The following is a 19,137-nucleotide window of genomic DNA, read 5'->3' as shown; positions in this document are numbered from 1 at the left end:
GTCAGGCGGCGGTACGCTCCGCGCGGTCCCTGTCCGCCGACCGGCGGGCCTCCTGCTCCAGCCGGGCGCGCAGCCAGCGCTGCGAGGGGCGTTCCACCAGCCTGTGCAGCAGCCAGGCCGACAACAGGATGACCGCTGTGGTCACCAGGAGCGTGGGCCAGGCACCGAGAGGTCCGTACAGGTTCCGGATCAGTGCCCATCCGAGCTCTTCGTGCAGCAGGTAGAGGGGGTAGACGAGTGCGCCCAGCGTGACGAACCCGGACCAGCGGATCCGGTCGAGCTTGTGCAGCGCGACGGCCAGCACGAGCAGGTAGAAGACGGTCACCAGCGCCAGAGCGATGTAGGGATGCCGGTCCATCCCCCGGTCATGACGCAGACCGTCGGCGTGCTGGACCAGGTCGCTCTGCATGACGAGCCAGCTCGCGGCCAGCAGACCCCAGAGCTTGAGGTCCGGCCCGAAGCGGTACATCAGGTACATCGCGATGCCGCCGACGAACAGCGCGGTGTTGAGCGGCTGGGCGAAGATGCCGAGGACCGGGACCTGGTTGCCCTGCTGCTGGATCAGGACGCTCGCCAGCAGCCACAGCCAGCAGAAGACGCTGACCCTGCGGTAGTCGAGGCCCTTCCAGATCACCAGGAGGAAGATCAGGTAGAAGGTGAGCTCCGCCCACAGCGTCCAGTACGCGCCCACCAGGTGCTGGGCGGACAGGGGCACCTGGAGCATGGTGAGGTTCGTGAGCGACTCACTGATGCTGGGGCCGGTGCGGGAACCGTCCGGCAGAGCACGCCACACCACGAACGCGACGGCCGCCGAGAACCAGTAGGCGGGGAACAGCCGCAGGAACCGGGCCCGGACGAACTGCCCGGGGGTGCGGCCCCAGGCGGACAGGCAGATCACGAAGCCGCTGATCAGGAAGAAGAGCTGGACACCGTAGGAGCCGTAGGAAGTCACCGGGAAGAGCCATGGGAACAACTCCTTCGGATTCACACCCCAGTTGGCCTTCGTCGCCGCGTCCACCCCGGTGAAGTGGAAGGCGAGCACGGCAAGCGCGGCGACGACCCGCAGCGCGTCCAGGGCGTGCAGCCGGGGCGCGGGGGCCCGGGGGACCTCCGGCGGGGCTGTAGCGGCGGCAGCCTGATGGCTGGGTGCCTGGACCTCGGTTCGGGACATGTCGGCCTCGTCAGGCTTATCGGGCACCTCAAAGGGGTACCGTGCCCGGTCATCCTAAAGACCACGCGAACGGGCCGTGACCGGGGTCCACGCTGTCCTGCCGGGCGCTGTCACTCCGCGTTCGTCCGTACCGTCTGCTGAGCGGGGATACCGGCGGGAGGGACGCAGAGCAACGCGTCGAAGCGCGGGCCGACCATGCTCCAGTCCCAGGTCGAGACGGCCTGCTCGGAGACCTCGTGCCCGGCCTTGAGCCAGCTGTCCTCGGATGCGTTGACCGCGAGGATCCGCGCGGCGGCCTCGGCGGGTGTGGAGACCACCCATGCGTCGGGGAACAACGAACGGGCGCCGTGCGGCCGGCCCGCGAAGAACGGCCAGTCCCGGACGACCGGGACCGCACCGCTGGCAGCGCCCTCCACCAGGCCCAGGTGCCAGCTCTCGCGTACGGACGTGCTGAGGACCAGCCCGATCTCCGTCAGCTCGGCGGACACATCGTCCGTGTGGCCGCTCAGGTGCACCGCACCGGCAGCGACGAGCGGTGCCAGTTCCGCGGCGAACGCCGTGTGGTAACGGCCGAGAGCCGGGCCGACGGCCGGATCCATGGGCTCCCCGACCAGGCGCAGCCGGTAGCGACCGTCCTGCCGGCGGAGGAGGCGTAACACCTCCAGGGCCCAGCGGGGGTCCTTGGCGACCTGACCGACGCCGATGAGGCCGAGGGTGAACCGCGCCCCGGGCTCCTTCGGCAGGGAAAAACGGGTGAGGTCGACCGCGTTGTCGATGACATGGGCGGCCGGAGCCCCCGGTTCCTGGAGCCGGGGCAGCGTCGCCACGGCCAGGTCCCGCAGATGCTCGCTGACGAACACCAGATCGTCGACGCGGGAGAAGTCCACCAGGTGCGGCCAGTAACTGAACGTCTCGTAACTGTGCAGCCGCACCACCACCCGGGCCGTGCCGGGGTCGACGAGGGTGAGAAACGCGGCAGCGGCGGTGCACCAGTCGACGAAGACGACATCGGCCCAGTCGAGGTGCGGCCGCAGAGCCTCCTCCGTCTGCTCCGCGTAAGTGCTCCGGATCCCGATGCCACAGGCGATCATCCGGCCCAGGCCCTTGGCGAGCGGAGCCGTCACGGGGTCGGCTGCCGTGTTCAGGACCCGTACGTCGACCCCTGGGTGTTCCCGGTAGTGGGCCAGGATCACCGGCAGGAAATTGTCGTTCGCGCTGTGCACGACGAGCAGCCGCATCGGCCGGTCCGCCGGCGGGGCGGCTGCCGGGGCGCTACGGCCGCGCGGTGCCCGCAGCGCCCGCAGGACGCGGCTGCGGCGCAGGGGAGCGGTGAACCGGACCGGCTCGGTGACGAGCGGCGAGGTGAGGCCGTCGAGATGGGCGACCCGGTGGAAGGCGAGGATCAGCGCCTTGGCGGCCGACGCGGCGGCGGCCTTGCGACGGCCGGCCCTGTGGTGCTCGTCGGCGCACTCCAGTTCCGCAGCGTAGGCCTGTGTCAGGTGGCGGGGCAGGTGTCCGAGCCGCAGCCTGGTCTCCGCGGCTTCCGTCAGCGCGTCGGCCCTGGCCCGGGGATCTCGGATGCGGTGACCCGCCACGCCCAGGACTCTCTCGGCCAGGGCCGGGTTCTTGACGCCTGCCATCCGGTCGGTGGCCCAGCGTGCGAGGCCGACGAGTCGCTCGTCGGAGAGGCGCGGTGTCTGCACAACGAAGCTCCACGGTCCGGGTCAGGGACTTGGACCGTACGGGCTTCGCCCGGGTAACGGAAGGGTGAATTTTCATCGGCGAGAAGGCTTCCGCACCGGTCTCGGACACTCTTGCCCCGAAGCCGTGGGCATCGGGGCAGAGGTGTCGGACGTCCCCCGGGCCCCGCTGTGCTCAGAGAGCTTCGGCGGCGCGCTCGGTGAGGACGCCGTCGGCCTCGTCGAACAGGGCGCCCGTCTGCGGGCACTCCCAGACGCCGGGCTCGTCCGTACGCTCGACGAGCTTGACGCCGCTACGGCCCACCCAGCCGATACGACGGGCCGGTACGCCCACGGCCAGGCCGAAGTCCGGGACGTCCTTGGTCACCACCGCGCCGGCCGCCACCATGGCCCAACGGCCGATCCGTACGGGCGCGACGCACACCGACCGTGCGCCGAGCGAAGCGCCCTCGGCGACCTTCACGCCCACGGCCTCCCAGTCCCCGCCGCGCTTCTGCTTCCCCTCGGGGTCGACGGAGCGCGGGTTGTGGTCGTTGGTGAGGACCACGGCGGGACCGACGAACACGCCGTCGCCGAGCTCGGCCGGCTCGTAGACCAGGGCGTAGTTCTGCAGTTTGACGTTGTTGCCGATCTGCACACCCGTGCCCACGTATGCACCGCGGCCCACGACGCAGCCCTCGCCGAGCCTGGCGCCCTCGCGGATCTGTGCGAGTTCCCAGACGCTGCTCCCGGCGCCGATCTCGGCGCTGTCGTCGACCTGGGCGGTGGGCTGGACTCTGTAGTTCACGTGGTGCGCCTTCCGGAGAGCGGACTTGCTCCGCGAGCATACGATCCCCCACAGCGCATGCGGCACGCGGCACCGCGCCACGAACGGCGGCCTCGCCCCTCGGTTCGAGGGGCGAGGCCGCCGGCGGGACGAGGCAGGTCAGCCCTTCGGCGAGATGAAGGCCAGAGCGGGGCCCGCGCCGATCGGGCTCGAGGCTGTGTCCCAGTTGAACCAGCCGGTCTTCTGAACCTGATGGCTCTCGTTGCCGCCCACCGTCTCGATCTGCTTCCCGTCGGAGGAGACGGTCACCACGATGTTCACGTGGTCGGCTTCGCCGTCGGTCAGACTGCCGTCTGTGTCGTAGAGCACCGCATCGCCCACCTTGGGGGAGCCGGTTCGGTACGTGTCGTGCTTCAGTCCGTACTCACGGAGGCTGATCGCTCGGGCGTCCACCTCCGATGAGCCTGTCACGTCGTTACCGGCCCAGATGTACTTGACGAACTCGGCGCACCAGGCACGGCTGTAGTCGAAGTCGTAGTCGTTGAAGTCGTTGCCGACTTCGGCCCTGGCGTCCTTGGCGATGTCCTGTCCCAGCGTGCTGACCGACTTGCAGGTGACTTGGCCGGGTGCGGCGGAGAGGAGGTTCTGGGTCCAGCCGGAGGTGTCGACCGGGTCGTCGTTGTGGTAGGTGATGTCGTCTCCGTTGCCGTCGGAGATGTTGGCGTCCTTGTACCAGTACATGGCACCGGTGGTGGCGATGCGGCCGTAGTGGAAGCCGCTGCCGGAGGAGACGACCTGGTCGAATCCCGACCAGCCCGATTCCTTCAGGTCGTCGCGCTTCCACGCCCCGCCGATGATCTTGTAGGAGAGGAGTTTTCCGGCTTCGGTGGTGGCGATGAGGCGGTCCTGGCCGACGGTGGTGAGGGTCTTGAGGACGAAGCCGGTGCCGATTTCGGCGCGTTGGCCGATGTGTTCGACGCCCTTGGGTTTGGCCTGGGAGACGAGGTACTGGAGGAGGGTGCCGTCGGCGGTGGTGCCGTAGAGGTGTCCGTAGCCGTCGTAGCTGAGCTTGTCGTGGGTCCAGCCCTTGTCGACGATCTTGTCGATGGCGGAGACGGCGAGGGTTTCGTCGTTGGTCTGGACGTCGATGCGGTAGAGGGCGCCGGCGGTGGAGGTGACAAGGATGGTGTTGAAGTTGAGGGTGGCCATGGCCTTGGGTTCGAAGCCCAGGTCGGGGCCTGTGCGGGTTCTGATGCGGTTGCCGGTGCCGGGTGTGATGGCGGAGTAGGTGAGACGGCCGTCGTCGAGGATGCCGTAGATGGACGAGGTACCGGTGCACACCTGCTCGGCGGCCTGAGCGGTCCCGGTGCTCGCGGTCAGCAGGCTGAGCGAAACGGCACCGGCGAGCAGCAGGCTCACGGCCCTGCCGGTGTTTGTGGTCGTGGTTCTCATGTCTGGTTCCCCCGGAGCTCTGGTTGTTACTGCCAGCTCATGTCGTTCGTGCCGATGACCACGGGTGCCTCGGCGCCTGACGCGGCGGGTGCGGTGGTGCCGGCCGCCGACACGGTGAGGCCGAACACAGCGACTGCGATCACCGGGGCGAGAAGGATGATTCGGACGGCCTGGAGGTGACGGATGACGCGCATGGCTGTGGCTGGCCCTTCGTGTGTCGGACGGTGACCCGAGTGACAGGCAGGTCGCCGGAGCCGTACCGCGGTGGTGCGGCTCCGAGCGGTGATGCATAGCCAAGCCGCAGCTCAGAGGGGGCGGAAGGACCTGGGGCTGGCCCGAAACGGCCGTGGATGGTTCTGTCCACACGCCGGCGGCCACGGGGCCGGCAGGGTCGGGGTTCCTCGGCTCATGGAGGACCCATGGGGGGGAGCAGAGGGATGATGAGAGGCACGCCGACCTCCCGCAGCACTGCGGGAGGCAGACGTTTTTCGTCGAGCAGGCGACGGCAGATCTTCTCGGTCCTCACCTCCGCTTCGGCCAGCGACCCGGCCAGCAGGAAAAAGCCCAGCACGAAACCGCCGGGCGGCGTCGGATGGACCGACACGTGCTCCACCTGGTCGGCCGGGGAGAGTGAGGCGTGCACCGATTCACCCGTGTCGCCGGGAAATCCGAACGGACCGAGGGCGGCGAAATGTGCATGGACGAGGAACATGTTCTTCACCATGACCGGACGCGGTGGAAGGACCCGGCCGTAACACCTGGACGCTTCCGGCAATGACCTCATCGGGCCTGGACACGGGCCGGAAGCGGCCAGTTGTGCGGTGATCCATTGAAGTGGTCGTGAAGGTCCTGAGACGATCCGGCTGTAGGACTGTGTCAACTGACGCCGGGGGGAACGCACGTGTTGACCGAGCTCGGACTGGATGTGACAGCCGAAGCTGTCTATCGGGCCATGCTGTCCATGCCCAGCGCGGACATCGCCGCCCTGGCCGGTGAGCTCGGCTCGTCCACCGTCGCGGTCCGCCGGGCGTTGGACGAGCTGAGTGGGCTGGCACTCGTACGGCCTTCGGCCCAGGACCCCGGGCGGTTGTGGGCCGTGTCGCCCGACATCGGGATGGAGATCCTGATGGCCCGCAGACAGGCACAGCTGACCGCGCAGCAGGAGCGACTGGATGCGTCACGGGCAGCGGCGGTCCAGCTGATCGCGGAGTATGCCGAGCTGACTCCTGAGACACGCCAGCCGGGGGTCGAACAACTTGTCGGGCTCGATCGGATACGCGATCGGCTGGTGTCCCTCACGCACGGCACCAAGGAGGAGGTCCTGTCTTTCTCGCCCGACTCGGTGCTGACGGACGCCGCGATCGCCGCTTCGCGCCCTCTGAACGAGGAACTGCTGGGCCGAGGAGTGCGCATGCGCACCGTCTACCTCGACAGTGTCCGTAACAGCCGTCCGACGATCGAGCACGCGAACTGGCTCGCCGGAATCGGGGGTGAAGTCCGTACGGCGGCCCTGCTGCCCATACGCATGCTCATCGTGGACCGGTCCACCGCATTGATCCCGGTCAGGAGCGACGACACCGCGATGGGAGCGGCCGTCCTGACCGGTGAAGGCATGCTGACCGCGCTCCACGCGCTCTTCGAGTCCGTCTGGGCCGGCGCCCAGCCGCTCGCCGACGCGCCGGCCTGCGGGGCGGACGGCCTCACTCCTCAGCAGGCGACGGCCATCCGTCTGCTGGCGGAAGGGCACACCGACGAAGCCATCGCCAAGCGCCTGGGTGTTTCGCCGAGGACCGCGCGGAGGATGGCGAACGACCTGATGGAACGATTGTCGGCACGCAGCCGCTTCGAGGCCGGGGTCCGTGCGGTTCAGCGGGGCTGGCTTCCGTCGCACGTCTGAACCCGGGGTGCGAGGGGGTGGCGATCTGCCGCGGGGCCGGCCCGGGAGTGTGCCGCGGAGGGAGGAGGACCACGCCGTATGCCGACCGGTGACGGCTGGTTTGACCCCTTGCCCGCGGCCCCGTAATCTTGACCCTCGGCGTGTTTCTGTGCGCCTACCCCTGAGCACATCCCTCCCGGTGATCCGTCCCCGGGGGAGGCCGCTCATCCTTCCGGACTGTCGCGGGCCCCGGCCCGCGCGGGCGGCTGGCATCAGGGGATCCGTTCCGAGTGAGAGAGAGATCCGCGTGTACGCCATCGTGCGCAGCGGTGGTCGCCAGCACAAGGTTGCTGTCGGCGACATCGTTGAGGTTGACAAGATTTCCACCGCCAAGGTTGGCGACACGGTCGAGCTCTCGACCCTGCTCGTTGTCGACGGTGACGCCGTGACCAGCGACCCGTGGGTCCTGGACGGCATCAAGGTCCAGGCCGAGGTCGTGGACCACCACAAGGGCGCGAAGATCGACATCCTTCGCTACAAGAACAAGACGGGTTACCGCCGTCGCCAGGGTCACCGCCAGCAGTACACGGCGATCAAGGTCACCGGTATCCCCGCGGCTGCGAAGTAAGGGACTGAGGAGACATGGCACACAAGAAGGGCGCATCGTCCACTCGGAACGGGCGCGATTCCAATGCTCAGCGGCTCGGCGTGAAGCGCTTCGGCGGTCAGGCCGTCAACGCCGGTGAGATCCTGGTCCGCCAGCGCGGCACCCACTTCCACCCGGGCACGGGCGTCGGCCGTGGCGGCGACGACACGCTGTTCGCGCTGACCGCCGGTGCGGTGGAGTTCGGTACGCACCGTGGCCGCAAGGTCGTGAACATCGTTCCCGTCGCCGCCTGAGTCAGGCGCGACCGAACGGCACAGCACCTTCCGAGGGCGGATCTCAGCTTTCCCGGTAATCGGGGAAGCGGGTCCGCCCTCGGCGCGTTACGTCAAGAGACATTCCCGTATTTTTCCGCAGTACCTGGAGGCCCCCGACCATGACCACCTTCGTGGACCGCGTCGAGCTGCATGCCGCCGCGGGTAACGGAGGCCACGGCGTGGCCTCCGTACACCGTGAGAAGTTCAAGCCGCTCGGCGGCCCCGACGGGGGCAACGGCGGACGTGGCGGCGATGTGATCCTCGTCGTCGAGCAGTCCGTCACCACGCTGCTGGACTACCACCACCACCCTCACCGCAAGGCCACCAACGGTCAGCCCGGCGCGGGTGACAACCGTTCGGGCAAGGACGGCCAGGACCTCGTGCTGCCCGTCCCGGACGGCACCGTGGTCCTCGACAAGGCCGGCAACGTCCTCGCCGACCTGGTCGGCCAGGGCACCACCTTCGTCGCAGGCCAGGGCGGCCGCGGCGGCCTCGGCAACGCCGCGCTCGCCTCCGCCCGCCGCAAGGCGCCCGGCTTCGCGCTGCTCGGCGAGCCGGGGGAGAGCCGGGACATCGTCCTGGAGCTCAAGACCGTCGCCGACGTCGCCCTCGTCGGCTACCCGAGCGCGGGCAAGTCCTCGCTGATCTCGGCACTCTCCGCCGCCAAGCCGAAGATCGCGGACTACCCGTTCACGACCCTCGTGCCCAACCTGGGCGTCGTCACCGCCGGTTCGACCGTCTACACCATCGCCGACGTCCCCGGGCTCATCCCGGGCGCGAGCGAGGGCAAGGGCCTCGGCCTGGACTTCCTGCGGCACGTCGAGCGGTGCTCGGTCCTGGTGCACGTCCTGGACACCGCGACACTGGAGTCGGACCGTGACCCCGTCTCGGACCTCGACATGATCGAGGAGGAACTGCGGCTGTACGGCGGCCTGGAGAACCGCCCGCGCATCGTCGCCCTCAACAAGGTCGACATCCCGGACGGCCAGGACCTCGCCGAGATGATCCGCCCCGACCTGGAGGCGCGCGGCTACCGCGTCTTCGAGGTCTCGGCCGTCGCGCACAAGGGCCTCAACGAGCTCTCGTACGCCCTCGCCGGGATCATCGCCGAGGCCCGGGCCACCAAGCCGAAGGAGGAGTCGACCCGGATCGTCATCCGGCCCAAGGCCGTCGACGACGCCGGCTTCACGGTGACCGTGGAGGAGGACGGCATCTACCGCGTGCGGGGCGAGAAGCCCGAGCGCTGGATCCGTCAGACCGACTTCAACAACGACGAGGCCGTCGGCTACCTCGCCGACCGGCTCAACCGTCTCGGCGTCGAGGACGAGCTCCGCAAGGCGGGCGCCCAGGCCGGCGACGGCGTGGCCATCGGGCCCGAGGAGAACGCGGTCGTCTTCGACTGGGAGCCGACCATGGCCGCCGGAGCCGAGATGCTGGGCCGTCGCGGTGAGGACCACCGTCTGGAGGCTCCCCGCCCCGCCGCGCAGCGCCGTCGCGAGCGCGAGTCCGAGGCCGAGGCCGCGCAGCGCGAGTACGACGAGTTCGACCCCTTCTGACCGGTGCGCCGGGCACCCTCCGCACGCGGCGGGAGGTGCCCGGATTCACAGAGAACTGCCAGGTGGCGGGCGGTGCGGGGGCCGGCGTTGTGCAAATTGCGTGACACGTCTGTGGAGTCCGTCACTCCGGATACCGGGTGCGACGGGCCCGATCCGCCTGGCCAGGCGGTGAACTGCGGGTTTCCCAGAGGCGAGCGCCGGTAAACGTCCGCCTTGCGAGACAGTCACGGAGAGTGCGACCATCACACTGTTCCCCCCTGTCGTCGCAAGGTAGGTCGTCTGTGTCTGTGCCGCATGAAGCCAAGCCCCGGACCACAGCGGTCGTGCTCGCCGGCGGGACCGGTCAGCGTGTGGGCCTGTCGATCCCCAAGCAGCTGCTGAAGATCGCCGGTAAGGCAGTCATCGAGCACACGCTGAGCATCTTCGAGAACGCCGAGGACATCGACGACGTCATCGTGCTGATGGCGCCCGGCTTCGTGCCCGACGTCGAGAAGATCGTCGCCAAGGCCGGGCTGACCAAGGTCACCAGGATCATCGAGGGCGGCACCACCCGGAACGAGACCACCGAGCGTGCCATCGCGGCCCTCGGCGAGGGGCTCGCGGCGGGCGAGGACCGCAACGTCCTCTTCCACGACGCCGTCCGCCCGCTCCTGTCACAGCGGGTCATCAAGGACTGCGTCGCCGCCCTCGACCGCTACCAGGCGGTCGACGTGGCGATCCCGTCCGCCGACACGATCATCGTGACCCGCACCCACGGCGAGGACGGCGAGTTCATCACCGACGTCCCGGACCGGTCCCGGCTGCGCCGCGGCCAGACCCCGCAGGCGTTCAAGCTGTCCACGATCCGCAAGGCGTACGAGGTCGCGGCAGGCGACCCGAACTTCCAGGCGACCGACGACTGCTCGGTCGTCCTGCGGTACCTCCCCGACGTGCCGATCTACGTGGTCGCGGGCGACGAGTACAACATGAAGGTGACCCAGCCGGTCGACGTCTTCATCACCGACAAGCTCTTCCAGCTGGCTTCCACCGCCGCCCCCCGCCAGGCCGACGAGGCCGCCTACCGTGAGCTGCTCTCGGGCAGGACCCTGGTCGTCTTCGGCGGGTCGTACGGCATCGGTGCCGACATCGCCACGCTCGCCGAGCAGTACGGCGCCAGCGTGTACGCGCTGGGCCGCTCCACCACCGGTACGCACGTCGAGAACCCGGAGCACATCGACGAGGCGCTGTCCAAGGCGTACGCCGAGACCGGCCGCGTCGACTACGTGATCAACACCGCGGGCGTCCTGCGCATCGGCAAGCTGGCGGAGACGGACGACGCGACGATCCAGGAAGCGCTGAACGTCAACTACCTGGCGCCCGTGCAGATCGCCCGCGCCTCGTACAAATACCTGGCGGAGACCCAGGGACAGTTGCTGCTCTACACCTCCAGCAGTTACACCCGGGGCCGTGCCGAGTACAGCCTCTACTCCTCCACCAAGGCCGCGATGGTGAACCTCACGCAGGCGCTGGCCGACGAATGGGCGGGTGAGGGCATCAGGGTCAACTGCGTGAATCCGGAGCGCACCGCGACCCCCATGCGGACCAAGGCGTTCGGCCAGGAGCCGGAGGGCTCGCTGCTCTCCTCCGAGGCCGTGGCGCGCACCTCCCTGGACGTCCTCCTGTCCGCGATGACGGGCCACGTCATCGACGTACGGCAGCAGGACCCGACCCGTGATGTCACCGAGGCCTCGGGCTTCGAGCAGGCGCTGGCCTCGGTCCTGGACCGTCAAGAAGATGTGTAATAATTCTTGACAAATGTACTTTTATGGGCCTCTGGATTTACCGAAAGGTGAAATCCAGAGGCCCGAGTGCGTGAAGTCGAATCTTCACATTTTCCTCCGTACGTGAAACAACCGGCACCCCCTGGAGCAGGTTCTTCGTGATTTCGACAGCCATTCGCCTGGCCCGTGTGGGCAGCCGGTCAGAACTGCTGGCAGCGATACTGATGATGCTGGGATATCCCTGCGTCATGGTCGCCGCACTTCTCCCCGACATCTGGTTCTTCGCGGCGGCCACGGCTGTCACCTACATCTCGGACTGGTATCTGCACCAGCGCGGCAGTTATCTGCTCAACCGGCTCGGCAAGGTGCGGGCGGGGCTGTCCATCCGCTTCCTGCTCCGCCAGCTGATGATCATCCTGCTGCTGGCCAGGCTGGACCTCGCCGAGGAACCGGTCTTCTACGCGGCAGTCGCGTGCTTCCTCCTCTTCTACGGTCTCCAGGCCCCGCACGGCGCGCTGACGACGCTGATCCGGCTGCGCCGCAGCCTGCCGATCGTGACCCGGAACGTGGACCTGCACGCCGTCCGCATCCCCGACGCACCGCCGCGCACGCTGCTGCACCGCTCCAGCGAGAAGATGCTCCACCTCGACCTCCCCGCGGTGGCAGGCGTCCTGGCCGCCGCCGGTACGGGTGAGGACCTCATCGGGTACATCGGTGCCGCGGTGACCCTGCTGACGGCCGTCGGGTACAACGCCCTCCTCGTCCCGTACCTGCGCCGGAGCCGGCGGGCGCCGTCGGCCCCCGCCGTGCTGAAGGCCCTGGACACCTGGCTGAGCGAGTACCAGCCGACCGTGGTGCTCTACTTCTCCGGCTCCAACGAGTCCGCGTACCAGTGCAACATGTGGCTCGACACCATGGCCGCCGTCGAGGGGCGCCCGCTGATCATCATGCGCGAGCGCAACCTGGTCCCGCAGCTCGCGGACACCTCCGTACCCGTGGTCTGCGTGCCGGCCGGCACCCACCTGATGAACATGGACCTCTCCACCGTCCGCGTGTGCCTGTATCCGGCCAACGTCGGCAAGAACATCCACATGCTGCGTGTCCCGACCATGAAGCACGTGTTCATCGGCCACGGCGACAGCGACAAGCTGGCCAGCGTCAACCCGTACTCCAAGGTGTACGACGAGGTGTGGACGGCCGGCCGCGCGGGCCGGGACCGCTACGCCCTGGCCGACGTCGGTATCCGCGACGAGGACATCGTCGAGGTCGGGCGGCCGCAGCTGGCTCCCATCCGGAGCTGGACCGGCACCACGAAGAACCCCATCCCGACGGTGCTGTACGCCCCCACCTGGGAGGGCTGGGACGACAACCCCGGCAACACCTCGCTGCTGCTGGCCGGTGAGAACATCGTCCGCCGGCTGCTGACGGCCGACAGCCCGGTCCGGGTCATCTACAAGCCGCATCCCTTCACCGGTATCCGCAGCGCCAAGGCCAGGGCCGTCGACGCCCGGATCAAGGAGCTGGTCGCCAGGGCCGCGCAGGAGCGCGCCGCCGACCCGCGCTGGGTGAAGGAGGCTTCGGCCGCCGCTGCCGGGCAGAAGGCGGCCAAGGCCGAGCTCACCCGTGTCGCGGCCCGTCTGACGGAGCTGGCGAAGCCCGGGCGGGCCGGGGGGGACGAGTCGGAGGAGTCGCGGGTCGCGCTCGCCGACCCGGCCCGGCAGGCCGAGATCGCCACCCTGAGGGCCGCGTGGGACGACGCCTACTGGGGCTCCTTCGGCTGGTGGGAGCACAGGACGGTGACCGGTGCGCAGCCGAAGCTGTACGACTGCTTCAACCAGTCCGACGCCATGGTCTCGGACATCTCCAGTGTGGTGTCCGACTTCATCGCGAGCGGCAAGCCGTACGCGGTGACGGATTCGGCCGAGGTCGGTCCGGACGAGTTCAGGCGCCAGAACACCGCTGTACGGGCGGCCGTCATCCTCTCCAACAGCGCGGAGGAGATCGACGTGTTGCTGCGTGCCGTCGCCGACCCGGCGGCGGACTCGCTGGCCGGAGCCCGCCACGAACTGAAGAGCTACCTGCTGGGGCCGGACGAGCCCACCTCCATGGAGCAGTTCAACGCCGCCGTCCGGGCGCTCGCGGCCAAGGCCGAGGCCCGTAACGCGGGCGTCGCGCAGCGTCTGGGCGAGCAGGCGCCCGCCCCGCTGCCCGACCTCGAAGCCGTGTCCAGCGGCGCCGGGGACGGGCTGGCGGAGATCGTCGCCGAGGTGGAGGCCGCGGTCGATCCCGATGTGGCGGCCGTCCCGGACCCCGACGCGGGCATCGGCGCGGGTCCTTCGGCGCTCCGCTGACCGCAGCGTGTCCGGACGGCAGCGAGAAGTGGCACTGACGCCCGGACACGGGTGCGCGCCCGGACGGGAAGTTGGCCGCCGGAGCGGCACCGGCAGCCGGGCGCCGAGCTGACGGCCAGGTGTGATTCAGCTGTCCTTCAGTTGTTCGAAAGTTGTCCGGTTCGTGACGCAACCCGCCCGACGGCCCGCTCGTCTCCTCCTCGGAGAGGGGACGGGCGGGCCGTTCGGCGTGTCCGTGCATGGAGCACGCCAGATGTCGTCGTTCTATCGTTTCTCCTGATCAGTACGAATATGTGTGAACCGGGGAGAAATGAGCAGCAGCGCACCGGATGTGACCGTCATCATCGGCGCCTATCAAGCGATGCCCTACCTGATCCGCTGCCTGGAGTCCGTGGAAGCGCAGACACTTCCGGCCGGGCGTATGGAGATCGTGGCGATAGACGACGGGTCGACCGACGGCACGGGGGAGTACCTGGAGGAGTTCGCGGCCCGGACCGCCATCGACATGCGTGTCGTGCGCCAGGAGAACTCCGGTGGCCCCAGCGGCCCGCGCAACCGCGGTATCGGCCTCGCCCGCGGCAGGTACGTCTTCTTCCTCGACGCGGACGACTACTTCGGTGAGGAAGCACTGGAGCGCATGGTCGCGATGGGCGACCGGGCCGGCACCGATGTGGTGCTGGGCAAGGTCGTCGGCGTCAACCGCGGTGCGGCGAAGTCGATGTGGAAGCAGACGGTCGAGCGGGCCGATCTCTACTCCTCCAACATCAAATTCACCCTGAGCGCCCAGAAGCTGTTCCGGCGGGATCTTCTGGTCCGGCTCGGGATGACCTTCGACGAAGGCCTCAAGACGGGTGAGGACGCGCTCTTCACCATGGAGGCGTATCTGCGGGGCAACGGTGTCTCCGTCGTCGCCGACTACACCTGCTACTACCTGGTGGGCCGGGACGACGGCAAGCACGTGACGAAGAGCGGCAGTTACGTCCTGCGCTTCGACTCGGCCCGTGCACTGGCGGGGCTCATCGCCGCCCATGTGCCACCGGGGCCGAAGCGGGACATCCTGATGGTCCGGCCGTTCGTCATCACCCTGCTCCCGCAGTTCGGGCCCGCTCTGCTGCGGCAGTCCGACGAGGTGCGGAAGAAGAAGATGGAACTGGCGGCACCGCTGCTGGAGAGCTACTGGTCGCCGGGTCTGGCCCGTCGCCTCAAGGTCCACGAGCGGCTCCGGCTGGTCTGTGTCTCCCAGGGCAGGCTCGACCTGCTCCTGGACATCCTGCGGTTCATGAGCGACAAGAAGGAGCCCCGGGCGGTCCGCAAGGGTCTTCGAGGCCGGCTGTACCTGACCTACCCCCACTTCGCAGAGGGGGCGCTGCCCCTGTCGGCCTACGAGGTGACCGTGCCCGAACGGATCGGACGCAAGCGGATCGACGTACCGGGGCGCCAGTCCACTGCTGCTTTCCTGCGACGGCTGGCAGGCAAGGCTCGCAGGACGGCCCGGTCCGCCGGCCTGCGCATGCCGCGCCGTACCCACAAGATCTGAGGCGGGCACGGGCGGCAGCGGCAGTGGACGCCGGCGCTACTGCTCGGGGCGCAGCAGCCTCCGGACAGGGCGTCCCACCACACGGCGGGCCCGCCGGTAGGCGGACGGCCACGCGGGCGCTCCCTGACCGGCCTGGACCTTGACGCTGACCTGGCCGGTCTTCTTGTCGAGCTGACTGCGCAGCAGGGCGTTCTGCGCGGCCAGTTCCTCCATCCGGCCCTGCATCCAGCTGAAACGGCTGCTCAGCGAATCGGGATCGGAGTCCGTCCACGGGCGGACGGCGGGCGGAAGAGCGAGCTTGGACAGCTGCGCTTCGAACGCCTTGCCGCTGTCGCCGTGGTGAAAGGTGTTCTCCAGGCCGTTCTTCTCCATGAAGCCGGTGAAGCGCAGGAAGCGTTCCTTGTGGCCGTTCACCAGCTCGCCGAAGTCCGCCGCCTCGTACAGCTCGGCGGGATCGATGTCCTTGGGCGTCTCGGAGATCTTGCGGTGCGGAATGCCGAAGTACCGGCAGAGCTCCAGGGTCCGGGAGTCGCTGCAGAGCACGGTGCTCGGGACGCCGGCCAGCAGCGCCGCGATGTTTCCGTGGATGCGCGATCCGAACGAGAAGTCGAAGGCGCGCAGTTCGTCGATCCAGGTGGCCGGATCGACGTAGAGGCGGACCTTGCCCTCGCGGTACATCGGGTGGGAGGGGTGGGTCGGCATCGAGGTCTGGGCGCCGATCGGGTTCGACGTCTCCCGCCAGTGGAGCAGCTGGGCCTCGAGGAGGTTCTGCCCGACGAAACGCAGATGCGGATAACGCTCGTGGGCCTGACGGATGATGGCGTCGAGGCCGTGCGAACGTACGGCGCTGTGCGATCCGTTCACCGAGACGCGCGATTCCGCGGTGAGCGACTCGGCCTTCTTGTCGAGCGTGAACGTCTCGCCGTTCATGAACATGGAGGGGCACCCGATGACCTCGACGTCCCGGAAACCCATGTCCTTGAGGTACTGCTCGGTGAACTCGCCCCGCACGCCGATGGACGCGCTGCGGTTGAGTACCTCGGTGACGAATTCCCTGACGGTCGGCTCCATCGGCTTCAGCCGAGCCGCGTCGTACTTGAGGTCGGCCTGCGCGCCCACACCCAGGACGACGACGGGGATGCGCAGCTTCTTGATCAACTGCGTCATCCGCTTGAGGGGCCGCTCGAAGGTCGGACGGAACGCGTTCGCCAGGGGCACGACGAATACGTCGAACTCTTCGTTGATGCGGCCGGCCGCCGACGGATCCGTCCGGATGCCGTTCGAGAAGACCTCTGCCCGCGGAGTCGTGAGGATCTTGTGCGCCGCGTCGCTGAAGATCAGGTTTCCGGCGTTGGTGGCGAAGACGTCTCTGTGGAGGGACTCTTCGAGCGAAGCCACGTCGAAGGGGCTTTTGCCTGATCTGAGGAGAATGCGCCTCGGGCGGGTGGGTTCATCTGTCACGTAATAGAGGGTAGCCCCATGAACGGAGGGTGGAGATTACGTAAATGACTCCATTCGGGCACGGTGAAGGGTGACTCGGAGCGGCCGGTCCGAGTGGCGCCGCCCGTGTGATGACAGCAGCTGAGACGGCACGGCGCCGGTGCCGCCCCTCACGTAGATTGAGGAGCACCGAGCAGGACGACGTGATGGGGACGGGCGTACGTGTCAGGGGCAAGGGAATCCGAACGCGCGGCAGGAGCATCCGAAGGCGTCCTCCGCACACCCTCCGGTGGCGGCGTAGGGCCGAGGCCGGGTGTGACCGGAGCCCGCAGGATCGTCGTCAAGGTCGGGTCCTCCTCCCTCACCACCGCGGCAGGAGGCCTTGACGCCGACCGGGTCGACGCCCTGGTCGACGTACTCGCCAAGGTCAGGAGCGGCGGGGAGCGCGAGATCGTCCTCGTCTCCAGCGGTGCCATCGCGGCGGGCCTCGCTCCGCTCGGGCTCGTACGCAGGCCCAAGGACCTCGCCCGGCAGCAGGCCGCGGCCAGTGTCGGCCAGGGGCTGCTCGTCGCCCGCTACACCGCGTCCTTCGCCCGTTACGGCGTAAGGGTCGGACAGGTGCTCCTGACCTCCGACGACACCAGCCGGCGTGCCCACTACCGCAACGCCTACAGCACGCTCGACCAGCTCCTGGACATGGGCGCGTTCCCCGTCGTCAACGAGAACGACACGGTGGCCACGGACGAGATCCGTTTCGGGGACAACGACCGGCTCGCCGCCCTCGTCGCCCATCTGGTCCATGCCGACCTCCTCGTGCTCCTTTCCGATGTCGACGGTCTCTACGACGGAGATCCGAGCACCCCCGGCACCTCTCGTATCGCGGAGGTGAGCGGACCGGCCGACCTGGAGGGCGTCACCATCGGCAGTGCGGGCAAGGCGGGCGTCGGCACCGGAGGCATGGTCACCAAGGTCGAGGCGGCCCGGATCGCCACCGCCGCCGGAATCCCGGTCGTCCTCACCTCGGCGAGCCATGTCGCCGACGCCCTCGCGGGGCGCGACACCGGCACGTACTTCCACCGCACGGGGCGCCGCTCGGCCGACCGGCTGCTCTGGCTGGCGCACGCCTCGACGCCGCTGGGCGCCCTCACGCTCGACGAAGGAGCCGTACGCGCCGTCGTCGAGCGGCGCACGTCCCTGCTGCCCGCGGGGATCTCCGCCGTCGAGGGCGAGTTCTCCGCGGGCGACCCGGTCGAGCTGCGGGACCCCGCCGGCCGGGCCGTCGCCCGCGGGCTCGTCAACTTCGACGCCAAGGAGATCCCCCAGCTGCTCGGCCGCTCCACCCGTGACCTCGCCCGCGAACTGGGCCCCGCCTACGAGCGCGAAGTCGTACACAGGGACGATCTCGTCGTCCTCACGCCGCACCCGGCCCCCTGAGACGGCTGAAAGTCCAGCCTTCGGGCGGGCCTCTTCACGAAAACCGCCCCACGCCCGGCCCAGGGCTGGTCAACTTTGTCACGGGGAACCGAAGGGGTCAGCACAGCTACGCATTCACAGGAGGCCGCCGGTGAGACGAGCGCGCCCGGGGGCGCTGCCCCGCGGAACGGGCAGCCGCGCCCTGACCAGTGTCGGAGCGGGAGCCGACTACGTCGGCACGCCCTCCGACCAGACCGTCGAGCAGGAACCGGTGGCGAGGGACCAGGAGCGCATCCGCTCCAAGCTGTGGCACATCACCCTCAGCGTCTCCGGCAGCGAGACACCGCTGAAGGAGGTCAGGCGCGGACTGGAACAACTGGCGCACGACCATCCGTTCCTGCTGACCAGCCGGTACGCCAACGACCACGCGGAGATCCGTTACTGGGAAGAGGCCCGGGACCTCCACGACGCCGCGGCTGTGGCGCTGCGGCTGTGGGGCGAACACCGCTCCAGCGCGAAGCTCCCGCCGTGGGAGATCGTCGGTCTGGAGGTCATCGACCGGGAGACCTACCACCTGCGTATCGCCGAGGGCTACGGCCCGCCCCCGGCCGCGCCGGTCGGGGTGCACCCGTACTGACCGGCCGCGCCGGCCGGGGCGCACCCGTACTGTCCGGGTTCACCGGTCGGGGTGCCCCCGTACTGGCAGGGTTCACCGGCCAGGGTGCACGGCCTTCGAGACGGCTGTCTCGCATGACGGGATACGTGACGGATGCCCGCAGTGTGCGCACTACCCTGCGGGCATGACCACGCTTTCGCCGTACGACAACATGTCCCCGGTCGTCCAGGCCGCCTACCGGGCACGCGCCGCAGCCGACGACATCGCGCCACTCCCGCGCGCGGCGAAGGACGACGCCCTGCTGGCGATCGCGGACGCGCTCGAGGTGCGCACCAGCGAGATCGTCGAGGCCAACGCCGAGGACGTCGCGAAGGCCAGGGAGGCCGGGACGAGCGAGTCGATCGTCGACCGGCTCACCCTCACCCCGGAGCGGATCCGTGCGATCGCCGCGGACACGCGTGACGTGGCGGCCCTGCCCGACCCGGTCGGCGAAGTGGTCCGGGGCTCCACCCTGCCCAACGGCATCGATCTGCGCCAGGTGCGGGTGCCGCTCGGGGTGGTCGGCATCATCTACGAGG

Annotated in this window: 16 protein-coding genes and 1 pseudogene; 10 read left to right on the top strand and 7 right to left on the bottom strand. The window is 69.0% G+C overall.

What is annotated here, in order from left to right; translation table 11 throughout:
* Position 1 precedes the first annotated feature (1 nt).
* The 6 genes from VN520_RS11925 to VN520_RS11900 all read right to left on the bottom strand — a co-directional run bounded on the left by VN520_RS11925 (position 2) and on the right by VN520_RS11900 (position 5,813).
* Complete coding sequence (locus VN520_RS11925; protein WP_325746857.1) at positions 2-1,171, bottom strand: acyltransferase; 1,170 nt, start codon at positions 1,169-1,171, stop codon at positions 2-4.
* A gap of 110 nt (positions 1,172-1,281) precedes the next feature.
* Positions 1,282-2,874, bottom strand: a complete 1,593-nt coding sequence (locus VN520_RS11920; protein WP_325746856.1) for a hypothetical protein — start codon at positions 2,872-2,874, stop codon at positions 1,282-1,284.
* A gap of 172 nt (positions 2,875-3,046) precedes the next feature.
* Entirely contained in the window at positions 3,047-3,658 is a 612-nt protein-coding gene (locus tag VN520_RS11915; RefSeq protein WP_325746855.1) for an acyltransferase, read from the bottom strand.
* Positions 3,659-3,796: 138 nt separating this feature from the next.
* Positions 3,797-5,089 (bottom strand): CHAP domain-containing protein, encoded by a 1,293-nt coding sequence (locus VN520_RS11910; protein ID WP_325746854.1) that lies wholly within the window; start codon positions 5,087-5,089, stop codon positions 3,797-3,799.
* A 26-nt stretch (positions 5,090-5,115) separates the two neighbouring features.
* Positions 5,116-5,283, bottom strand: coding sequence for a hypothetical protein (locus tag VN520_RS11905; protein ID WP_325746853.1), 168 nt, complete (start codon positions 5,281-5,283; stop codon positions 5,116-5,118).
* A gap of 212 nt (positions 5,284-5,495) precedes the next feature.
* Positions 5,496-5,813, bottom strand: a complete 318-nt coding sequence (locus VN520_RS11900) for a hypothetical protein (protein WP_325746852.1) — start codon at positions 5,811-5,813, stop codon at positions 5,496-5,498.
* A gap of 177 nt (positions 5,814-5,990) precedes the next feature.
* On the opposite strand from VN520_RS11900, the gene VN520_RS11895 reads away from it, so the two are divergent.
* The 7 genes from VN520_RS11895 to VN520_RS11865 all read left to right on the top strand — a co-directional run bounded on the left by VN520_RS11895 (position 5,991) and on the right by VN520_RS11865 (position 15,090).
* Positions 5,991-6,986 carry a helix-turn-helix domain-containing protein gene (locus tag VN520_RS11895; RefSeq protein WP_325746851.1) on the top strand — a complete coding sequence of 332 codons (996 nt, stop codon included), beginning with the start codon at positions 5,991-5,993 and terminating at the stop codon, positions 6,984-6,986.
* A gap of 286 nt (positions 6,987-7,272) precedes the next feature.
* Entirely contained in the window at positions 7,273-7,593 is a 321-nt protein-coding gene (gene rplU, locus VN520_RS11890; RefSeq protein ID WP_014045903.1) for a 50S ribosomal protein L21, read from the top strand.
* Between the two features lie 14 nt (positions 7,594-7,607).
* Positions 7,608-7,865, top strand: a complete 258-nt coding sequence (gene rpmA, locus VN520_RS11885; protein WP_014045902.1) for a 50S ribosomal protein L27 — start codon at positions 7,608-7,610, stop codon at positions 7,863-7,865.
* A gap of 140 nt (positions 7,866-8,005) precedes the next feature.
* Entirely contained in the window at positions 8,006-9,442 is a 1,437-nt protein-coding gene (gene obgE / locus VN520_RS11880) for a GTPase ObgE (RefSeq protein ID WP_325746850.1), read from the top strand.
* Between the two features lie 281 nt (positions 9,443-9,723).
* Positions 9,724-11,223 carry a bifunctional cytidylyltransferase/SDR family oxidoreductase gene (locus tag VN520_RS11875; protein WP_325746849.1) on the top strand — a complete coding sequence of 500 codons (1,500 nt, stop codon included), beginning with the start codon at positions 9,724-9,726 and terminating at the stop codon, positions 11,221-11,223.
* A 137-nt stretch (positions 11,224-11,360) separates the two neighbouring features.
* Entirely contained in the window at positions 11,361-13,553 is a 2,193-nt protein-coding gene (locus VN520_RS11870; protein WP_325746848.1) for a hypothetical protein, read from the top strand.
* Between the two features lie 310 nt (positions 13,554-13,863).
* On the top strand, positions 13,864-15,090 hold the full coding sequence (locus tag VN520_RS11865; RefSeq protein ID WP_325746847.1) for a glycosyltransferase family 2 protein: 1,227 nt from the start codon (positions 13,864-13,866) through the stop codon (positions 15,088-15,090).
* 36 nt (positions 15,091-15,126) lie between these two features.
* Here the strand turns inward: VN520_RS11865 and VN520_RS11860 are convergent, their stop codons facing one another.
* Positions 15,127-16,488 carry a polysaccharide pyruvyl transferase family protein gene (locus VN520_RS11860; protein WP_325746846.1) on the bottom strand — a complete coding sequence of 454 codons (1,362 nt, stop codon included), beginning with the start codon at positions 16,486-16,488 and terminating at the stop codon, positions 15,127-15,129.
* A 357-nt stretch (positions 16,489-16,845) separates the two neighbouring features.
* Here VN520_RS11860 and proB point away from each other — a divergent pair, with 357 nt between their 5' ends.
* The 3 genes and pseudogenes from proB to VN520_RS11845 all read left to right on the top strand — a co-directional run.
* Positions 16,846-17,964: a glutamate 5-kinase gene (gene proB, locus VN520_RS11855; protein ID WP_325746845.1), complete on the top strand. Its 1,119-nt coding sequence runs from the start codon at positions 16,846-16,848 to the stop codon at positions 17,962-17,964.
* Positions 17,965-18,094: 130 nt separating this feature from the next.
* Positions 18,095-18,580 carry a hypothetical protein gene (locus tag VN520_RS11850; protein ID WP_325746844.1) on the top strand — a complete coding sequence of 162 codons (486 nt, stop codon included), beginning with the start codon at positions 18,095-18,097 and terminating at the stop codon, positions 18,578-18,580.
* 163 nt (positions 18,581-18,743) lie between these two features.
* A pseudogene (locus VN520_RS11845) lies at positions 18,744-19,137 on the top strand (gamma-glutamyl-phosphate reductase); the annotation flags it as partial.

This window comes from Streptomyces sp. (assembly GCF_035563135.1).
Taxonomy (GTDB): Bacteria; Actinomycetota; Actinomycetes; order Streptomycetales; family Streptomycetaceae; genus Streptomyces.
This window is presented reverse-complemented; position numbering and strand designations above follow the sequence as displayed.